We start from the raw sequence: 18,900 nt of genomic DNA on the forward strand, positions 1-18,900 counted from the left end.
CCTGTCGTCACTCAGGATGGATCATGATGGGGACGACGTCGGCCCTCTGCGGTTTATTGAGTCTACGTTAGGGCTTCCGGCGCAAGGCCAGTTCAGATTGATCACACTTCCAGATGCTGGGACGTGTAGTCTCGCGCGGTGGATCTCGCACGCGCTGACGTACTCGACCGGTTGGAGCGGTTCTACGACGCGGTGCCCCGCGACGGGGCCCGCTGCGAGGAGTACGACGCCCTGGTGCTCTTCGTCCGGGAAGGCGCCGGATGGCCGTTCTACGCCCGGCCCCGGCTCGACGCCACCGGGCACCCCACGCTCGCCGACGTCACGGCGGTCCGCGCCCGCCAGCGGGAGCTGGGCCTGCCGGAGGCGTTCGAGTGGGTGCACGAGCATCAGCCGGACCTGCTGGCGGTGGCCCGCTCGGCCGGGCTGAGCGTGCTGGAGGCGCCGCTGATGCTGCTGGAACCGGAGCGGCTGCCCGAACCGGGGACGTTCAGCGACGTACTGGTGCGGGTGCTGGACCCGGCCGAGCCCGGCTTCGCCGCGGACATCGCGCTGCGACGGGCAGTCGCCGCGGTCGGTTTCGCCAACGGCGGCACCGCGCGCGGCGAGGCCGGACCGGCCGAGCGGGACGCCGCCGTCGCCGGGCTGGACGTGGCCGCGCTGGAGGAGGAGGCGAGCCGGGTCGCCGACGGCCGGCGCGTCTCCGTGCTCGCCGGGACGCCCGAGGAGGGCGCGCTCGCCAGCGGCATGGCCATGCGGGTGGGCGACGTGGCGGAGATCGCCGGGGTGGCCACGCTGCCGTCCGCGCGGCGGCGCGGGCTCGGCGCGGCGGTGACCGCCACCCTCGCGCGGGAACTGCGCGCCGCCGGCACCGAGCTGATCTTCCTGAGCGCCGGCAGCGAGGACATCGCCCGGGTCTATCTGCGGGTCGGATTCCGCCGGATCGGCACCGCCTGCATCGCCGAGCCCGCCGCGGTCATCTGAGGCCGCACGCCCGGCGGAGGTCAGGACGGCGGCTGCCAGGCGGCGGCCGCCGCGGCGGCCGTGTTGCGCATCCGGGGGCTGATCGTGCCGAGGGCGGCGTCGCGGGCGCGCAGCGCCAGCCGGCCCCGGGCCTGCAGGACCGCCGACATCCGCCGGGTCTGCCGGACCATAGTGGCCGCGCGGGGGCGGCGCAGCCGGTCGTACGCGGTCACCGCGTCCGGCAGCCGCGACTCCCGCAGCAGCCCGGCCAGCGTCGCCGCGTCCTCGAACGCCAGGCAGGCGCCCTGGCCGAGGTGCGGCGGCATGGCGTGCGCGGCGTCGCCGAGCAGCACCACGCCGCCCGGCCCGGCCGGGAAGCCGTACGCCTTCGGCAGCGGGCGCAGCTCGCGGATCTCCTGCTGCACCACGTCGTCCGGGTCGGTCGCCTCCAGCAGCGTGCCGATCGGCGCGGGCCAGCCGGCGAACCAGCGTTTGAGCAGGGCGAGCTGGACCTCGGGCGGCTCCGGGCGGGGCGCGCCCGCCGCGGTGGCCACCCAGTAGACGCCGCCCCGGCGGGAGGCCCCGGCGTTGCCCCGCTCGCCGAGCGAGGCGGCCAGGAACCGGTAGCCGGCGCCCAGCGTCTCGCCGTGCAGCGGCTGGTCGTCGGGCAGCTGCGGGGCCCGGTACCAGGGGATGACCGCCCGCCACGCGGCGCACCCGGAGCTGACCACCGAGCTCTCCGGCGCCAGTTGCCTGCGGATCTCGCTGTCCACGCCGTCGGCGGCCACCACCAGATCCGCCTCGTAGGTGTGCCGGCCGTCGCCCACCGCCGGGCGCTCACCGGAGGCGGCGCGCACCGTCCGCACTGTCACGCCGGTACGCAGCTCGACCCGGTCACCGAGGCCGGCGATGAGCGCGTCGTGCAGGTCCTCCCGGTGCACCACCACCGGCATCCGCTCGGCCGCTGTGGACCGGGGCTGCACCAGCCAGTGCCCGTCCGGGCGGCGCACGCCGCCGTCGGGCAGCGGTGTGGCGATCGCGTCCAGCCCGTCGCCCAGCCCGAGGGCGCGCAGCGCGCGCACCCCGTTGGGCCAGAGCACCACGGCGGTCGCCTCCGGCCGGACCCGGTCGGCGCGTTCCAGCAGCGTGACCTGCCATCCCGAGCGGGCCAGCACGCCGGCCACCGCCATCCCGCCGAGGCCGGCGCCGACCACCACCGCGCTGCGCATGACTCCCCCGCTCAGCTGTCCCGGTCGGTGGGGCGCGCGCCGGCGTCGGCCCGGCCCGCGTTCGTGCGCTCGGCGTCGGTTCGTTCCGGGCCGGAGTCGGAGTCGGAGTGGGCGCCGTCGGCGTCCGCGCGGTCGGCGTCGTCCGAGTCGGCGGTGGTGGCGTCGGGCGCTTCGGCCGCGGTGGGGTCGTCGTCCGGGGATTCGGCCCGCTCGTCGTCGGCCGGGGGCAGCACGCCGGTCTTGCGGTACGTGTCGAACTGCTCCTCGCTCACCACCCGGTAGCCCTCCGGCACGACCGGCCGGGCGGCGGCTTCCCGGGCGGAGAGGTCGACCTGGGAGACGTCCCCGGACGGGGTCGGCACGGCGGCCGGCTCGCCCACCGGCACGAGGTATTCGCGAGGGCCCCGGACCCGGACGAAGTAGGCAAGCGCGCCGAGGAAGACGAGCACGGCGGTCCAGACGTTGAGCCGTACGCCGAGGATGAGGTTGGCCTCGTCGGTGCGCATCAGCTCGATCCAGAACCGGCCCGCCGTGTACCCCATCACGTAGAGCGCGAACGCCCGGCCGCGCCCGAGCCGCAGCTTGCGGTCGAGGTAGAGCACCAGCGCGGCGACGCCGACGTTCCAGAGCGCCTCGTAGAGGAACGCCGGGTGGTAGAGCCCGGGCTGGAGCACCGGGTTGCCGGCGTCGTCGCGCAGCGCGTGACCCGGGTTGTCCGGGTCCATCACGTGCACCTCAAGGCCCCAGGGCAGCGTGGTCCGCCCGCCGTACAGCTCGTTGTTGAACCAGTTGCCCAGCCGGCCGACGGCCTGTGCCAGCGGCAGCCCGGGCGCCAGCGCGTCGGCGATCACCGTGAACGGGATGCCGAGCTGCCGGGCGGCGAGCCACGCGCCGACCGCGCCACCGGCCACCGCGCCCCAGATGCCGAGCCCGCCCTCCCAGATGTAGAGCGCCTTGATCGGCTCACCGCCGGCGCCGAAGTATTTCTCCGGCGACGTGATCACGTGGTAGATCCGCGCGCCGATGATGCCCGCCGGCACCGCCCAGACGGCGATGTCGAGCACCGCGCCCGGAGCGACGCCGCGGCGGCGCAGCCGGTACTCGGTGACCACGCAGGCCACCACGATGCCGAGGATGATGCAGAGCGCGTACGCCCGGATCGGAACCGGACCGAGCTGCCAGACGGCGGTGCTGGGGCTGGGCATGGCCGCCAGTGGGGTCATCGGGGCGAGGGTCACGGGTGCACACGGTACCTGTGCGGACTGTGTGTGCGGCACCCCGGTCGGCCTGCCGCGCGGGTCGGATGACTTCTGGTTTGCGCGGTCGTAGGCTCTTTGTCCATGAGCCCGCTCACATGGGCGGTCGCCGCGGTCGTCATCGACGGGTCGGGCCGGCTGCTGCTCTGCCGCCGCTCCGACGGGGCGCGTCGCTGGGCGCTGCCGGGCGGGCGGCTGCGCCACGACGAGAGCCCGGCGGACGCCGTCGTCCGGGCGGTCCGCGCGGAGACCGGCTGGGCGGTCGAGCCGGTCGACCTGGTCGGCCTCTACCGGGTGATCGGCCCGCGGGCGCCCGCGCCACCGGCCGGGCGGTGCGGCGCGCGCCCCGACGTGCTGGTGCACGTGTTCCGCGCCGGGCCGGCCGGCGTCGAGCCGCTGAGCGAGCCGGCGGCCGGGTGCCTGCCGCGGTGGTGGCCACCGCAGGAACTGCCCGACGTGCTGACCCCCGCAACGCGCGCGGCGATCGCGGACGCGCTCGCCGGCCGCTCCGGCGTGCTGCGCCACACCGCTTCCGGTGACGCGCTCACGCCGTCCGGTGACGGGCAGCCCGCCCCGCCCGGCCAGCGCGCTTCCGAGCAGGCCGACAGCAGCAGCCGCTGACCGCCCTCCCGCTCGCTTGATCGACACCAGTTCGGCGAGGTGGCGGTGTCCCGGCGTTCCCGACCACGCCAGCTCGGCGAAATGGAGTCGATCAAGCAGGTGGGCGGCGGTAGGGCTGGACCGGGCGGAGCAGACCGCGCCGTCAGCGGGCCGGGTTGCGGACGCCCTCGGCCAGTTCGGCGCTGAGCTTGCGCAGGGCGGTCAGGCCGGTGGCCTGGTCCGGGGCGTCCAGCACGCAGCGGACCAGCGCGCTGCCCACGATCACCGCGTCGGCGTACCCGGCGACGGTGGCGGCCTGCGCGCCGGTGCCCACGCCCAGCCCGACGCCGACCGGGATGTCGGCGACCTCGCGCAGCCGGGAGACCAGCACCGGGGCCGCCTCGGAGGTCTGCGCCCGGGCGCCTGTGACACCCATGATCGCGGTGGCGTAGACGAAGCCACGGCAGTGCTCGGCGGTCATCCGCAGACGCGCGTCGGTCGAGGACGGGGAGACCAGGAACGTCCGGTCCAGGCCGTGCGCGTCCGAGGCGGCCAGCCACTCGGCGGCCTCGTCGGGGATCAGGTCCGGCGTGACCAGGCCGGTGCCACCGGCGGCGGCCATGTCGCGGGCGAACGCGTCCACGCCGTACTGCTCGATCGGGTTCCAGTAGGTCATGGTGACGACGCTGGCCCCGGTCGCGGCGACCGCCTCGACGGCGCGCAGCGTGTCTGCGACGCGGACGCCCCCGGCGAGCGCGATGTCGCTCGCCTTCTGGATGACCGGGCCGTCCATCACCGGGTCGGAGTACGGGATCTCCACCTCGATGACGTCCACGCCCGCCTCGACCATGGCCTTCATGGCGGCGATGCTGCCCTCGACGGTCGGGAAGCCCGCCGGCATGCAGCCGACCAGCACGGCCCGTCCGTCCGCACGCGCCTTGTCGAAGGCGACCCCGATGCGGCTCACGCTGTCACTCCTTGTCGAGGATGCCGAAGTACGCGCCGGCGGTGTGCACGTCCTTGTCGCCCCGGCCGGACAGGTTGACCACGATCAACGGCTCGCGGCCCAGCTCCTCGGCGAGCCGGGGGGCGATCGCGCGGGCGCCGGCGAGCGCGTGCGCGCTCTCGATCGCCGGGATCACGCCCTCGGTGCGGCAGAGCAGCTCGAACGCGGCCATCGCGTCGGCGTCGTCGACCGGCAGGTAGGTGGCCCGGCCGGTGTCGTGCAGCCAGGCGTGCTCCGGCCCGACGCCCGGGTAGTCCAGGCCGGCCGAGATCGAGTGCGACTCGATGGTCTGCCCGTCGGCGTCCTGCAGGACGTACGTGCGGGTGCCGTGCAGCACGCCCGACGAGCCGCCGGTGATGCTGGCGGCGTGCCGGCCGGTGTCGACGCCCTCGCCGCCGGCCTCGAAGCCGTAGAGGCGCACCCCGGCGTCGGGCACGAACGCGTGGAAGATGCCGAGCGCGTTGGAGCCGCCGCCGACGCAGGCCGCGACCGCGTCCGGCAGCGTGCCGGTCAGGTCCAGGCACTGCTGGCGGGCCTCCACGCCGATGCCGCGCACGAAGTCGCGGACCATCTCCGGGAACGGGTGCGGTCCGGCGGCGGTGCCGATCAGGTAGTGGGTGCTGTCGACGTTGGCGACCCAGTCCCGCATCGCCTCGTTCATCGCGTCCTTGAGCGTGCGCGAGCCGGTGGTCACCGGGACGACAGTGGCGCCGAGCATCCGCATCCGGGCCACGTTGAGCGCCTGCCGCTCGGTGTCCACCTGGCCCATGTAGACGACGCATTCCAGGTCGAACAGCGCGGCGGCGGTGGCGGTGGCCACGCCGTGCTGGCCGGCGCCGGTCTCCGCGATCACCCGCTGCTTGCCCATCCGCTTGGTGAGCAGCGCCTGGCCCAGCACGTTGCGGACCTTGTGCGCGCCGGTGTGGTTGAGGTCCTCGCGCTTGAGCAGGACCCGCGCGCCGACCTGCGCGGAGAAGCGCCGGGCCTCGTAGAGCATCGAGGGCGTCCCGGCGTAGTCACGCAGCAGCGAGTCGAACTCGGCGAGGAAGTCCTCGTCGCCCATCGCCTTGCGGTACGCCGCGTCCAGCTCGTCCAGCGCGGCGACGAGCGCCTCGGGGACGAACCGGCCGCCGAACCGGCCGAAGTGACCGGCGGCGTCGGGAACCTGGCCGGCTGCGGGTACGGCGCTCATCGCGGGCGTCCTCTCGGATCGGGTGGCCCGGCGGCTCAGCGCACCGGACGGGGCGTGGCCGGGTGGTTGCCGGCGTTGACCAGCTCGGCGACCGCTTCGCGCGGGCTCTTCTGGGTGACCAGGCCCTCGCCCACCAGCACGGCGTCGGCGCCGGCCGAGGCGTACCGGATCAGGTCGTGCGGGCCACGCACGCCGGACTCGGCGATCTTGACGACGCTGCTCGGCAGGCCGGGCGCGATCCGCTCGAACACCGAGCGGTCGACCTCCAGCGTACGCAGGTCACGGGCGTTGACGCCGATGACCTGGGCGCCGGCCTCCAGGGCGCGGTCCGCCTCCTCCTCGGTGTGCACCTCGACGAGCGCCGTCATGCCCAGCGACTCGATCCGCTCCAGCAGCCCGACCAGCACGTTCTGCTCCAGCGCGGCGACGATCAGCAGCACCAGGTCGGCGCCGTGCGCGCGGGCCTCGTGCACCTGGTAGCTGGAGACGACGAAGTCCTTGCGCAGCACCGGCACGTTCACCGCGGCCCGCACCGCCGCCAGGTCGTCGAGCGACCCGCCGAACCAGCGGCCCTCGGTGAGCACGCTGATCGCCCGCGCTCCCCCGGCCGCGTAGTCACCGGCCAGGTCCGCCGGGTCGGCGATCTCGGCCAGCCGCCCCTTGGACGGCGACGAGCGCTTCACCTCGGCGATCACGGCCACGCCAGGGCGGCGCAGGGCCGCGTACGCGTCCAGCGGTGGCGGCGCGGCGGCGGCCAGTTCACGGATCCGCTCCAGCGGAACCTGCTCCTGGCGCCGGGCCACGTCCTCGCGTACGCCGGCCAGGATCTCGTCGAGCACCCCTGCGGACGGCGCCGCTCCGGCGTCGTCCCCCTCCGCGTGCGCATGCTCTGCAGTCACCAACGGACTCCCCTCTCCGGGCGTCATGGGCCGATGCTAGGGGGCGCCACCTGGCGACGAGTGCCCGGGGGTATGGCGCACCTCACGACATGGGCTGTGGCATGATGGCCGACTTCCGGTGAACGCCATGTCACGCAGCGCCACGCTGGCATCGACCGTCACCCATCCCCTATCTCACCACGATCGCTCCGGGCCCGCAGGACCGGTTCCGGCGACGTCTGTGACCAAGCTCAAGGACCTCCGGCCCTGCCCAGGTCGGGCCCGCTGCAGGACCGTTGACCTGTGCTTCATGAGGGCGAAACGTGAGCCCGGCAGCATCGTCCTCAGGCAGACTCGACACCGGCGGCCGCGACCGCCGACAACCATCTCGTGCGGGGTGACCATGAGCGCCAACGGGCCGACCCAGACCATCGGCTTGACCACCATCTCCCGGACCGTCGCCTCCCTCGCCTTCGGCGTGGTGCACACGCTGGAGCGCGCGGTGGCCGGTGACGGCCGGACGCGCACCGCCCAGGGCAACGCCTGGGAGGCCGTCTGCGCGGACCGGGCCCGTGCCGCCCAGCGCCGCGAGCTGGAGCGGCTGGTGGCCGAACTGACCGCCGCACGGGCCGCGGCCCGGCAGCGGCGCGACGCGCGCGAGGCCCAGCCGGTCAGCTGACCGTCGGGTCCTCGCCCCGGTCCAGCGCGTCCCACGCGTCCCGGGTGCCCCGCTCGACCGCGGGCCGGCCGGGCTCGGCCGCCGGCGCGGCCCGTCGCTCGTAGCGCGCGCCCATCGCCGGCCAGTCGTCGCCGCGCAACGCGGTGAACGCGCCGCCGGCCGCGAGGGCCAGGCCACCGGCCAGCACCAGCGCCGGCCACTGCCGGCTCACCCCGGCCTCGGTGAGGCCGATCCCGCCGCCGACCGCCACGGCCAGGCCGACCGCGCCCAGCAGCAGGCCGAGCAGCCGGCGCAGGCGGCCCCGGGTGGCGAGCACCGCGCCGCCGCCGGCCAGCCCCACGTAGGTCAGCGCCAGCACCCAGGGCAGCAGGTCCGCGCCGGTGCGGTCGGCCCGGCCGGGCGGCAGCGAGCCGCGGGCGGTCACCTCCGCCGACCAGGTCCGGGTCACCGCCCAGCAGGCCAGGCCCGCGCCGGCCAGGCAGAGCAGCACCGCGTACGCGAGTTCGCGCCGGCCGCGGGCCGCCGGCGCGGTGGCTCCGGGCGCGCTCACCGGGCTGCCCGCAGCGTCTCGGCGGCGGCGATCGCGGCGAGGACGGCGGCGGCCTTGCTCCGCGTCTCCTGGTCCTCGGCGGCCGGATCGGAATCGGCCACGATCCCGGCCCCGGCCTGCACGTAGGCGCGACCGTCGCGGATCAGCGCGGTACGGATCGCGATGGCCATGTCCAGGTCGCCGCCGAAGGCGAAGTAGCCGACGGTGCCGCCGTAGACGCCGCGCCGGACCGGTTCCAGCTCCTCGATGATCTCCATGGCGCGTACCTTGGGCGCGCCGCTGAGCGTGCCGGCCGGGAACGTGGCTGCGAGCGCGTCGAACGCGGTGCGGTCGGCGCGCAGCTCGCCGACGACTGTCGAGACGATGTGCATGACGTGGCTGTAGCGCTCGATGGTGGCGAACTCGGGCACCTCCACCGTGCCCGGCCGGCAGACCCGCCCCAGGTCGTTGCGGCCCAGGTCGACGAGCATGACGTGCTCGGCGCGCTCCTTGGGGTCGGCGAGCAGCTCGGCGGCGAGCCGGGCGTCGGCCTCCGGGGAGCGGCCGCGCGGCCGGGTGCCGGCGATCGGGTGCAGCAGGGCCCGCCGCCGCCCGTCCGGGCCGGCGCTGACCTTGAGGTGCGCCTCCGGGGACGACCCGACGATGTCGAAGCCGTCGAAGCGCAGCAGGTACATGTACGGGCTGGGGTTGGTGGTGCGCAGCACCCGGTACACGTCGAGCGGGTCGGCGTCGGTGGGCCGCTCGAAGCGCTGGCTGAGCACGATCTGGAAGCACTCGCCGGCCCGGATCGCCTCCTTGGCCGCCGCCACCGCCTTCGGGTAGCCGCCCTCCGGGGTGCGGCTGACCACCTCGCCGACGCCCGGGCGGCCGACGGTGGAGACCATGGGCGGGATCGGTCGGGACAACGCGCTGGTCATGGCGTCCAGGCGACCGACTGCGTGGTGGTACGCGGCGTCGACCCGCTCGGCCCGGTCGGGGTCGTCCAGCGGCGGCAGCACCGCGTTGGCGACCAGGATCGCCGAGCCCTCGTAGTGGTCGAGCACCACCAGGTCGGTGGCGAGCATCATGCCCAGCTCGGGCACGTCCAGCTCGTCCTCGGTCAGCTCGGGCAGCCGCTCGAAGCGGCGGACCAGGTCGTAGGCGAGGAAGCCGACCAGCCCGCCGGTGAGCGGCGGCATTCCGCCGGCCGGGTCCCAGGCCGGGCCGGCGAGCGCGTCGACCGACTCGCGGAGCACGGTGACCGGATCGCCGGTGGTCGGTACGCCCGCGGGCGGCGTGCCGGTCCAGCTCGCCTCGCCGTCGCGCTCGGTGAGCGTGGCGCTGCTGCGGACGCCGATGAACGAGTACCGCGACCAGGCCGTGCCGGCCGAGCCGACGCCCTGCTCGGCGGATTCCAGCAGGAACGTGCCGGGACCGCCGGCCAGCTTGCGGTAGACCCCGACCGGGGTCTCGGCGTCGGCGAGCAGCCGCCGGGTCACCGGCACGACGCGCCAGCGGGCGGCCAGGTCGGCGAACGTGGACCGGTCCGGGCTGACCGCACCGTCGGTCACGGGGTCACCTCCGGGGAGCTGACCGGCAGGTCGGTGAAGAAGCACGTGCGCTGCCCGGTGTGGCAGGCCGCGCCGACCTGCTCCACGCTGACCAGCAGCGCGTCGCCGTCGCAGTCCAGCGCCACCGAGCGCACGTACTGGTGGTTGCCGGAGGTGGCGCCCTTGACCCAGTACTCGCCGCGGCTGCGCGACCAGTAGGTGGCCCGGCCGGTGGTGAGCGTGCGGTGCAGCGCCTCGTCGTCCATCCAGGCGACCATCAGCACCTCGCCCGAGTCGTGGGCGCGGACCACGGCGGCGACCAGGCCGTCCGGGGTGCGGCGGAGCCTGGCCGCGATGGCCGGGTCGAGCCGGGACGGGCGGGCCGGGCCGGGAGCGGGGGCGCCGTTCAGCGGCGCGTCAGGGGCGGGCACGGTTGACCATTCTCCCGCACGCGGCCCCGGCACCGCCGACGTGTCCCGGGAGGCGGGCGTCACCGTCGCCGGCGCCTGGCCCAACTGCCGCAGGTAGCGGTCCACCCGGCCGTCGGTGAGCGCCTCGGCCAGGTCGGTCCCGGCGACCCGGGCGATCTCCGCCGCGTACGGGCGCACCAGCGGGAGGATGCCGGTGACCAGCCGTCCGGCGGCGGCGGCGACCTCGGCCGGGTCGCCGTGGCGCAGCCCGAGGCAGAGCAGCATGTCGTCGCGGTAGCCGGGCGGGGCGACCGGCAGGTCCAGCGCGGCGGTCAGGGCCGCCCGGCGGGACACCACGCGCACCGACGGGTTGGCCGGCCGCAGCACCGAGGGGCAGAGCCGGGCCAGGTCGGCCGCGGCGAGCCGGACCCCGACCGGGTCACCGGCCCAGCGGTTGGCGGCGACCTTGCCCAGCGTGGCGATCAGTTCCTCCAGACGCGGCTCGTCGGCGGGCTGGCAGAGCACGGGCAGGTCGATCCGGCGCCGCCATTCCGGCACCGCCCAGAGCAGCCGGGCCGGCGCGGTCACCGGCAGACCGAACGCCCAGTCGGCGGGCTGGCCGAGCCGGCGCACCCAGGACCGGACGTCGCGGGCCGCCACCGAGACGTGCACGAGGCGACCGCCGAACTCGGTCAGGTACGCCCGCCGGGCGGCGTAGTGGCCGCCGCGCCGGGCAGCGGCGCGGGTTCCCGCGCCGGTGGCGGCGCGCCCTTCGTCGGCGACCACGAGCACGTCCACGTCCACGTCGCTGTGCTCGGTGGCGGCCCGCCGGGCGTGGCTGCCCCGCAGCATGATCCCGACGACTGGACGGTCGGCGGTCTGCCGCAGGCGGGCGGCCCAGTCGTCGAGGAATCCGGTGTCGGGCAACTGCGCTGGACCCACGGCGTCATGGTGCCGAGATCCGATCTTCCGGTGCCGGACTCCCTGTCCGCCACCGAGGCGTTCAGCTCGACTCCTCCTCTGCCCGCCGGTACGCGTCGATCTTGTACTCGAGAACCTTCAGGTCCTCCTCCAGCTCGGCCATCCGGGCCAGCACCCGGGCCCGGTGCGCCTCGAACAGCGCCCGGCGCGCGCCGAGCGTGCTGTCGCCGTGCCGGGCCAGCTCGGCGTAGCGGCGCATGTCGCGCACCGGCATCCCGGTGCGCCGCAGCCGGGTGAGCAGGAACAGCCAGTTGACGTCGGACTCGGTGTAGCGCCGGCGGCCCGAGGAGTCCCGTCCGACGCGGCCCACCAGGCCCTCCTGCTCGTACCAGCGCAGCGTGTAGGTGGTCAGGCCGACCCGTTCCGCCGCCTCACCCACGGTGAGGCTCATCTCCCGCGTGCTGATGTCCACGCCCTCCAGGCTTCCAGTTCGAGCGCACTCGAAGTCAAGTCCCTCGTTGCCTCGCAGACGGAATTCATCTACCGTTGAGTTCAACGAGTGATGAATTGACGGAGGCGAGCATGGACGACGCGGTGTCGGTCCGCGAGCTGGTGGTCGACCGGGGCGGGCGGCGGGTGCTGCACGGCATCACCTGCGGGGTGCCCCGGGGCACCGTGACCGGGCTGCTCGGGCCCAGCGGCAGCGGCAAGACCACGCTGATGCGCGCGGTGGTCGGCGTACAGACGGTCGGCTCCGGCGCGGTCGACGTGCTCGGCCGCCCGGCCGGCTCGGCCGACCTACGCCGCCGGGTGGGCTACCTGACCCAGGCGCCGAGCGTCTACGCCGACCTGACCGTGCGGGAGAACGCCCGCTACTTCGCGGCGCTCCAGGGCCGGGGCCGCGCCGAGGCCGACCGCGCGGTCACCGACGTCGGCCTGGGCAAGGCGGCCGGCCAGCTCGTCGGCACGCTCTCCGGCGGCCAGCGCAGCCGCGCCTCGCTCGCCTGCGCCCTGGTCGGCGAGCCGGAGCTGGTGGTGCTGGACGAACCCACTGTCGGCCAGGACCCGGTGCTCCGCGCCGACCTGTGGGCCCGGTTCCACGCCATGGCCGCGAACGGCACCACGCTGCTCGTCTCCAGCCACGTGATGGACGAGGCGGCCCGCTGCGACCGGCTGCTGCTGATCCGCGAGGGCCGGCTGGTCGCCGACGACGCCCCCGCGGCGGTCCGCGCCGCCACCGGGACCGACGACCTGGAGGAGGCGTTCCTGCGCCTGATCCGCGAGGCCGAGGGAGAGGCACGATGAACGGACGAATCCTGGCCGCCACCACCGGACGCATCCTGCGCCAGCTCCGGCACGACCGGCGGACCGTGGCGCTGCTCGTGGTCGTGCCGTCGGTGCTGCTCACGCTCGTCTACTTCATGTACGTCGACCAGCCCACCCCGCCCGGCGCGCCCAGCACGTTCGACCGGGTGGCCCTGATCATGCTCGGCTTCTTCCCGTTCATCATCATGTTCCTCGTGACCAGCATCGCCATGCTCCGCGAGCGCACCACGGGCACGCTGGAGCGCCTGCTCACCACGCCGCTGGGCAAGCTCGACCTGCTCTTCGGGTACGGCATCGCGTTCGGCCTGGCCGGGGTGCTCCAGTCCACTGTCGCCTCGCTCGTCGCGTACCGGGTGTTCGGGCTGGAGACCGCCGGCAGCGCGTGGCTGGTCGTGCTGATCGCGGGGGTGAACGCGGTGCTGGCGGTGGCGCTCGGGCTGTTCTGCTCGGCGTTCGCCCGCACCGAGTTCCAGGCGGTCCAGTTCATGCCGGTGGTGGTGGCCCCGCAACTGCTGCTGTGCGGCCTGTTCGTGCCGCGCGACCAGATGGCCGGCTGGCTTCAGGCGGTCAGCGACGCGCTGCCGCTGTCGTACGCGGTCGAGGCGCTGCAGGAGGTCGGCGCGCACGCCGAGCCGACCGGGACGATGTGGCGGGACGTGGCGATCGTGGCCGGGGCGGCGGTGGCGGCGCTGGTGCTGGCCGCCGCGACGCTGCGCCGGCGCAGCGGGTGAACGCGCGGCGCACCGGGCGGCGGCCCGGCACTCCGGACACCCGGGACACCATCCTCGCCGCCGCGCGGGAGGCGTTCGCCGAGCGGGGCTTCGACGCCGCGTCGATCCGGGCCATCGCCGCCGCGGCCGGCGTGGACCCGGCGCTCGTGCACCACTACTTCGGCGGCAAGGAGGAGCTGTTCCGGGCCGCGACGGCGTTCCCGGCCGACCCGGGACGGCTGCTGCCGGCGGTGCTCACCGGCGGCCCGGACGGGGTCGGCGAGCGGATGGTCCGGGTGTTCCTGGAGGTCTGGGACTCCCCCGCCGGGAGCGCCGCGGTCGCGCTGCTGCGCTCGGCGGTCAGCAACGACTGGAGCGCCCGCCTGCTGCGCGAGTTCCTGGTCACGCAGGTACTGCGCCGGGTGCTCGACCATCTCGACGTCGACCCGGCGCAGCGCGCGCTACGCGGCGGGCTGGTCGCCACCCAGCTCGCCGGGCTGGCCATGATGCGGTACGTGCTGCGCCTCGACGCGGTCGCCACCGCCGAGCCGGCGACGCTGGTGGCCGCCATCGGACCGACGGTCCAGCGGTACCTCACCGGCGACATCACCTGAGCCGCCGCCGCGCCCCGCGGCGTCGACGGCGGTCCGGCCCGCCTCAGGCCGCGGCCCTGGGGCACAGCATCGGGTGCAGCAGGCGGGACAGCTCCGCCACGTCGGCCACCGGCCGCGCGAAGGCGATCCGGGCCCGCCGGGTCGCGCCGGGCCGCCCGTGCGCGACCAGCAGGCCGTACCTGTCGATCCGCACCACCCGCGGCGTCCGGTCGCCGGGCAGGTCCAGCCGCCGCCGCAGGTAGTCACCGACCTGCTCGACGTGGTGGTCGGCCAGGTCGGCCAGCAGGGCGGCCTCGACCGGGTGCAGCGGGTCCGGCTCGGCCTCGGCGAACGCCTCCGGGTCGATGCGCCGCACCCGACCGGCGCGCTCCCAGCGGGCCTCCGCCACCTCGAAGCGGTGCAGGTGGAACCGGCGGCCCACGTCGAGCAGGTCGCCGGTGGGTTCGGTGACGGCGAAGTCGACAGCGGCCCGGCGCGCCTCGTCCCCGTCGAGGCGGGCCGCCCAGCCGGACACCCAGGCCCGGCCGAGCGAGGGCGCGCCGGCAGTCGGCGGCAGGTCCAGCACGTCGAGCACGGTGGCCACGTCGGTGTCGCTCGGCGGCGGCACGAGCGCGGCGGCCAGGTCGCTGACCACCGGTACGAGCAGCAGCACCCGCCCGTCCGGGTCGACGGCGTGCCGGACCTGATGCGGTCCGGGGTGCCGGGCCAGGTGGACGAGGGCGGGCAGCCGGCCCGCGACCAGGGTACGCACGATCTCCGCCGGGCTGGGCCGCATGATCCCGACCTCCTCAATATAGGTTAGGCTTACCTAAGAAGCAGGCTAGACGATCGGAGACGCCCCCGTGAACCACCCCCGGCCCAAAGCCCGGCTCTCCCGGGCCCTCGGCATCCCGCTCACCCGCAAGTGCGTGCGGTACTTCGAGCGGCGCCCCTATCCCCCGGGCGTGCACGGCCGGTCCCGCCGCACCACCTCCGACTACCAGGTGCGGCTGCTGGAGAAGCAGCGGCTGCGCCACCAGTACAACGTCAGCGAGGCCCAGCTGCGCCGGCTCTTCGACGAGGCCGCCCGGGCCGCCGGCAAGACCGGCGACACGCTCGTCGCGCTGCTGGAGCGGCGTCTCGACGCGGTGGTCCTGCGCGCCGGGCTGGCCCGCAGCGCTGCCGCCGTTCCAGCTCGCCGCCGCCGGCGCGTCCCGCTGATCCGTCAGCGGGTCTGCTCCAGCCAGGACGCGTACAGCAGCGCGTAGACCGAGTCGGTGTCGCGGACCAGCTCCTCGTGCGGGCCGCGCTGCACGATCCGGCCCCGGTCCACCACGATCACCTCGTCGGCCGCCTGCGCGGTGGAGAGCCGGTGCGCGATGGCGAGCGTCGTCCGCCCCCGGGTCACCGCGTCGAGCGTGCGTTGCAGGCGTACCTCGGTGGCCGGGTCGACAGCGCTCGTCGCCTCGTCGAGCACCAGCAGGTCCGGGTCGGCGACGTACGCGCGGGCCAGCGCCACGAGCTGCCGCTCGCCGACGCTGAGCGCCTCCCCGCGCTCCCCGACCGGCGTGTCCAGCCCGGACGGCAGCCCGTCCAGCCAGTCGGCCAGGCCCAGCTCGCCGAAGGCGGCGGTGAGCTGCCCGTCGGTCAGGTCGGGGCGGGCGAAACGGACGTTCTCCCCGACCGTGGCGTCGAACAGGAAGCCGTCCTGCGGCACCATCACCACCCGGGCGCGCAGCGAGTCGAAGCGCACCTGCCGCAGGTCGACCCCGGAGAGCAGCACCGCGCCCTCGGACGGGTCCATCAGCCGGGTGAGCAGCTTGGCGAACGTGGTCTTGCCGCTGCCGGTCTCGCCCACCACCGCCACCCGGCTCTTCGCCGGGATGTCGAGCGTGACGTCGTGCAGCACCGGCGGGCCGCCCGGATAGGCGAACGTCACACCGGCGAACCGGACGTCGAGCGGGCCGGCGGGCAGGTCCCGCCCCTGCTCGCCCGGATCGGCCACGTCCGGCGCGACGTCCAGCACGTCCAGCACCCGGCGCCAGCCGGCGATCGCGTTCTGCGCCTCGTTGAGCACCTCGGTGGCGATCTGCACCGGCTGGATGAAGAGCGTGACCAGGAACAGGAACGCGGTGAGCTGGCCGATCGACAGCGTGCCGTCGACGCCGAGGCTCACCCCGACCACCACCACGCCGGCCAGCGCCAGCCCGGCCGCCAGCTCCCCCACCGAACTGCCCATGATGCTGATCCGGATCGCCCGCTGCTGGGCCACCCGCTGGCCGTCGATCGCCGTGTCCAGCCGCCGCGCGGTCCGCCCGGCGATGCCGTACGCCCGGATCACCGGCGCGCCCACCACGCTCTCGCCGATCGCGCCGAGCAGCGTGCCGGTGCGCTGCCGCACCAGCCCGTACGCCCCGGCGAGGCGGCGCTGCAACTGCCGGATCACCAGCACCGCCGGCGCGAACGCGACGAGCACCACGAGCGTCAACTGCCAGGAGTACGCGAGCATCACCGCTGTGGTCACCAGCAGCTGGCCCAGGTTGACGATGAGGATCACGCCGCCCCACTGGAGGAACTGGGTGATCTGGTCGACGTCGCTGGTGACCCGGGAGACCAGCGAGCCGCGCCGCTCGGACTGCTGGTGCAGCATCGACAGGTCGTGCACGTGCCGGAACGCCCGCGTGCGCACGCCGGCCAGGGCGGTCTCGCTCACAGTGAACAGCCGGCGCATCATCAGGTAGCCACAGATGGTGGTGACGACCAGCACCCCGGCGGTGATCGCCACGGTGAGCGAGATGACGTCCAGGTCGAGCCCGCCGACGATGCCGTGGTCGATGCCGCGCTGCACCGCGACCGGCACGGCGACCCGGCCGACCATGTAGACAAGCGCCAGCGCGATCGTGCCGGCGAGGCCGGTGCGCAGCTCCGGGGAGAGCGCCAGCCCGCGCCGCAGCGTCTGCCAGGTGGTCTCGGTGCTCTCGGTGTTCTCCCCCGTGGTCGTACTCACCGGTCAACCTCGATCTCCAGGCCGGAGGTCATCGGCGTGACCTCGTCGTACGTCTGCTTCTGCTCGCGTTCCTGCTCGGCCTGCTCGTACGCGGTGACCAGATCGGCGTAGCCGGGCACGGTGGCCAGCAGCTCGGTGTGGGTGCCGCGGGCGACCACCCGGCCCTGCTCCACGTAGATCACCTCGTCGGCGAGCGCGATGGTGGCCCGGCGGTACGCGACCACCAGGATCGACGCGGGGGCGCCGCCGTCGGCGGGGGCGCGCAGCCCGGCCAGGATGGCCGCCTCGACGCGCGGGTCGACAGCGCTCGTGGCGTCGTCGAGCACCAGCAGCCGGGGGCGGCCGGCGAGGGCCCGGGCCAGCGTCAGCCGCTGGCGTTGCCCGCCGGACAGCGAGGTGCCCCGCTCGCCGACCATGGTGTCCAGCCCGTCCGGCAGCGCGGCCACGAAGCCGTCCGCCTCGGCCAGCCGCAGCGCCGCCCACACCTCGTCGTCGCCGATGCCGGCCCGGTCCAGCGCGATGTTGGCCCGGACCGTGTCGTCGAAGACGAACGGCACCTGCGCCACCAGCGCCACGGTGCCGGCGAGCGAGGCGGCGGTCAGCTCCCGCACGTCCACGCCGTCCAGTGTCACCCGCCCGGCGCCCGGGTCGACCAGCCGCACTGCGAGCGAGGCGATCGTGGACTTGCCCGCCCCGGTGGGCCCCACCAGGGCGACCGTCTTCCCGGCGGGCACTGTGAACGTCACCTCGCCGAGCACCTGGGCGCCGGGCAGGTGCGCCTCGGCCGGCTCGTACGCGAAATGCACGTCGTGGAAGGCGAGCGTGGCCGGCGTGCGGGTGGCCGGGTCGAGCGTCCTCGTGCCGTACGGCATCTCGCCGGTCGCGTCGAGCACGCGCCGGACCCGGTCCCACCCGGCGACGCTGCGCGGCAGCTCGGCCAGCACCCAGCCGATGGCGCGCACCGGGAAGGCCAGCACGGTGAACAGGAAGGCGACGCTGATCAGCTCGGTCACGGTAATCGCGCCCTGCCGCAGCCGGATCGCGCCGACCACCAGCACGGCGAGCGTGCCGAGGCTGGGCAGCGTCTCCAGCATCGGGTCGAAGACGCCGCGCAGCCGGCCGACCGAGATCAGCGCGTCCCGCAGGTCACCGGCGCGGGCCGCGAAGCGGGCGGTCTCCTGCGCCTCGCGGCCCATCGTCTTGACCACCAGCGCGCCGTCGAAGCTCTCGTGCGCGATGCCGCTGACCTCGGCACGCAGCCGCTGCGCCCGGGCCTGGCGGGGCGCCATCCGGCGGGAGTAGACCACGTTGAGCGCGAACAGCGCGGGAAAGACCGCCAGGCCGACCAGGGCCAGCGCCCAGTCGGTGAAGAACAGCGAGGCCACCGCGCCGACCAGCATCACCAGCGTGCCGACAGCGAACGGCATGGGCGCGATCGGGTACCAGGCGGCCTCGACGTCGGAGTTGGCGTTCGACAGCAGCGTGCCGGTGGAGTTGCGGTGGTGCCAGGCCAGCGGCAGCTCCAGGTAGCGGCGGGTGACCCGGCGGCGGTAGGCGGCCTGGAGCCGGTACTGCATGTAGCCGGCGCCGAGCCGCCGGCCGAAGATGCCGACGACCCGCAGCACGCTGATGCCGAACAGCGCCGTCGCGGCCAGCGCCAGGGCCCCGCGTGCCACCTCGCCGCGCTCGACCGCCGGCACGACGACATTGCCGACCACCCCGCCGACCACGTACGCGCTGGCGATCACCAGGAGGCCGAAGAGCACGCTGCCGCTGACCGCCACCGCGAAGATCCGCGGCTGTTCCCGGATGGCCTGGCCGAGCACCCGTAGCCCTCTGCCGAGGACGTCCCGACTTGTCTTGCTCGCCACGCTCTCCCCCGCCGTAAGCCGCATCTTTCTCCCCCATCCTTACCGCTCGTCGCCAACTCCGCCGACCCGGCCGGGATATGTCCGCCGTCACGTTCCGCTCGACCTGGGCGGACAGCGGCCGCTGACGCTCCCGGCCCATCCTCGCGCCGGGCGTGGCGCGCCGAACTGCCCGGACGGGCCTAC

At 75.0% G+C, this 18,900-nt stretch carries 18 protein-coding genes and 2 pseudogenes; 7 read left to right on the top strand and 13 right to left on the bottom strand.

The window, feature by feature from the left end:
* Positions 1-138 precede the first annotated feature (138 nt).
* Positions 139-981, top strand: a complete 843-nt coding sequence (locus AMK25_RS25695; protein ID WP_073830961.1) for a GNAT family N-acetyltransferase — start codon at positions 139-141, stop codon at positions 979-981.
* 20 nt (positions 982-1,001) lie between these two features.
* On the opposite strand, the gene AMK25_RS25700 is transcribed toward AMK25_RS25695, so the two are convergent.
* Complete coding sequence (locus AMK25_RS25700) at positions 1,002-2,189, bottom strand: FAD-dependent oxidoreductase (protein ID WP_073830962.1); 1,188 nt, start codon at positions 2,187-2,189, stop codon at positions 1,002-1,004.
* 11 nt (positions 2,190-2,200) lie between these two features.
* Positions 2,201-3,427, bottom strand: coding sequence for a prolipoprotein diacylglyceryl transferase (gene lgt / locus AMK25_RS25705; protein ID WP_073830963.1), 1,227 nt, complete (start codon positions 3,425-3,427; stop codon positions 2,201-2,203).
* Between the two features lie 102 nt (positions 3,428-3,529).
* Between lgt and AMK25_RS25710 the strand changes: the two genes are divergently transcribed.
* A complete protein-coding gene (locus AMK25_RS25710) occupies positions 3,530-4,066 on the top strand; it encodes an NUDIX hydrolase (protein ID WP_073830964.1) in 537 nt (178 codons plus the stop codon).
* 142 nt (positions 4,067-4,208) lie between these two features.
* Here the strand turns inward: AMK25_RS25710 and trpA are convergent, their stop codons facing one another.
* From trpA to trpC, 3 genes are read right to left on the bottom strand one after another with little or no spacing between them, the layout of a single operon-like run.
* Positions 4,209-5,012, bottom strand: coding sequence for a tryptophan synthase subunit alpha (gene trpA / locus AMK25_RS25715; protein ID WP_073830965.1), 804 nt, complete (start codon positions 5,010-5,012; stop codon positions 4,209-4,211).
* Between the two features lie 4 nt (positions 5,013-5,016).
* Entirely contained in the window at positions 5,017-6,243 is a 1,227-nt protein-coding gene (gene trpB, locus AMK25_RS25720; protein WP_073830966.1) for a tryptophan synthase subunit beta, read from the bottom strand.
* A gap of 35 nt (positions 6,244-6,278) precedes the next feature.
* Positions 6,279-7,082 (bottom strand): indole-3-glycerol phosphate synthase TrpC, encoded by an 804-nt coding sequence (gene trpC, locus AMK25_RS25725; RefSeq protein WP_030271968.1) that lies wholly within the window; start codon positions 7,080-7,082, stop codon positions 6,279-6,281.
* A 442-nt stretch (positions 7,083-7,524) separates the two neighbouring features.
* Here trpC and AMK25_RS25730 point away from each other — a divergent pair, with 442 nt between their 5' ends.
* Complete coding sequence (locus tag AMK25_RS25730; RefSeq protein ID WP_073831040.1) at positions 7,525-7,800, top strand: hypothetical protein; 276 nt, start codon at positions 7,525-7,527, stop codon at positions 7,798-7,800.
* Here the strand turns inward: AMK25_RS25730 and AMK25_RS25735 are convergent.
* From AMK25_RS25735 to AMK25_RS25750, 5 genes and pseudogenes are all read right to left on the bottom strand, one after another.
* Positions 7,793-8,350: a Trp biosynthesis-associated membrane protein gene (locus tag AMK25_RS25735; protein ID WP_073830967.1), complete on the bottom strand. Its 558-nt coding sequence runs from the start codon at positions 8,348-8,350 to the stop codon at positions 7,793-7,795. The genes AMK25_RS25730 and AMK25_RS25735 overlap by 8 nt on opposite strands.
* Positions 8,347-9,900: an anthranilate synthase component I gene (locus AMK25_RS25740; RefSeq protein ID WP_073830968.1), complete on the bottom strand. Its 1,554-nt coding sequence runs from the start codon at positions 9,898-9,900 to the stop codon at positions 8,347-8,349. Before AMK25_RS25740 ends, AMK25_RS25735 begins: the two co-directional genes overlap by 4 nt.
* Complete coding sequence (hisI, locus tag AMK25_RS32820; protein ID WP_073831039.1) at positions 9,897-10,310, bottom strand: phosphoribosyl-AMP cyclohydrolase; 414 nt, start codon at positions 10,308-10,310, stop codon at positions 9,897-9,899. Before hisI ends, AMK25_RS25740 begins: the two co-directional genes overlap by 4 nt.
* A gap of 180 nt (positions 10,311-10,490) precedes the next feature.
* Positions 10,491-11,141 (bottom strand): annotated as a pseudogene (locus tag AMK25_RS32825) (phosphoribosyl-AMP cyclohydrolase); the annotation flags it as partial.
* 151 nt (positions 11,142-11,292) lie between these two features.
* A complete protein-coding gene (locus tag AMK25_RS25750) occupies positions 11,293-11,682 on the bottom strand; it encodes a MerR family transcriptional regulator (RefSeq protein ID WP_073830969.1) in 390 nt (129 codons plus the stop codon).
* Positions 11,683-11,792: 110 nt separating this feature from the next.
* On the opposite strand from AMK25_RS25750, the gene AMK25_RS25755 reads away from it, so the two are divergent.
* Genes AMK25_RS25755 through AMK25_RS25765 form a run of 3 tightly spaced genes read left to right on the top strand, consistent with a single transcriptional unit; the run spans position 11,793 to position 13,860 of the window.
* The gene (locus tag AMK25_RS25755) at positions 11,793-12,515 is read left to right on the top strand and encodes an ABC transporter ATP-binding protein (protein WP_073830970.1); all 723 of its coding nucleotides are present in this window, start codon (positions 11,793-11,795) and stop codon (positions 12,513-12,515) included.
* The gene (locus AMK25_RS25760; RefSeq protein ID WP_073830971.1) at positions 12,512-13,267 is read left to right on the top strand and encodes an ABC transporter permease; all 756 of its coding nucleotides are present in this window, start codon (positions 12,512-12,514) and stop codon (positions 13,265-13,267) included. Before AMK25_RS25755 ends, AMK25_RS25760 begins: the two co-directional genes overlap by 4 nt.
* On the top strand, positions 13,264-13,860 hold the full coding sequence (locus AMK25_RS25765; protein ID WP_073830972.1) for a TetR/AcrR family transcriptional regulator: 597 nt from the start codon (positions 13,264-13,266) through the stop codon (positions 13,858-13,860). The genes AMK25_RS25760 and AMK25_RS25765 overlap by 4 nt, the downstream gene beginning before the upstream one ends.
* Before the next feature lie 43 nt (positions 13,861-13,903).
* Here the strand turns inward: AMK25_RS25765 and AMK25_RS25770 are convergent, their stop codons facing one another.
* A complete protein-coding gene (locus AMK25_RS25770; RefSeq protein ID WP_073830973.1) occupies positions 13,904-14,635 on the bottom strand; it encodes a DUF2470 domain-containing protein in 732 nt (243 codons plus the stop codon).
* Positions 14,636-14,702: 67 nt separating this feature from the next.
* Here AMK25_RS25770 and AMK25_RS25775 point away from each other — a divergent pair.
* Positions 14,703-15,017 (top strand): annotated as a pseudogene (locus AMK25_RS25775) (30S ribosomal protein S4); the annotation flags it as partial.
* A 47-nt stretch (positions 15,018-15,064) separates the two neighbouring features.
* Here AMK25_RS25775 and AMK25_RS25780 read toward each other — a convergent pair.
* Entirely contained in the window at positions 15,065-16,846 is a 1,782-nt protein-coding gene (locus tag AMK25_RS25780; protein ID WP_073830974.1) for an ABC transporter ATP-binding protein, read from the bottom strand.
* A complete protein-coding gene (locus AMK25_RS25785; RefSeq protein WP_241826491.1) occupies positions 16,843-18,741 on the bottom strand; it encodes an ABC transporter ATP-binding protein in 1,899 nt (632 codons plus the stop codon). Before AMK25_RS25785 ends, AMK25_RS25780 begins: the two co-directional genes overlap by 4 nt.
* Between the last annotated feature and the right edge of the window lie 159 nt (positions 18,742-18,900).

This window comes from Micromonospora sp. TSRI0369 (assembly GCF_001905625.1).
Lineage (GTDB): Bacteria > Actinomycetota > Actinomycetes > Mycobacteriales > Micromonosporaceae > Micromonospora > Micromonospora echinospora_A.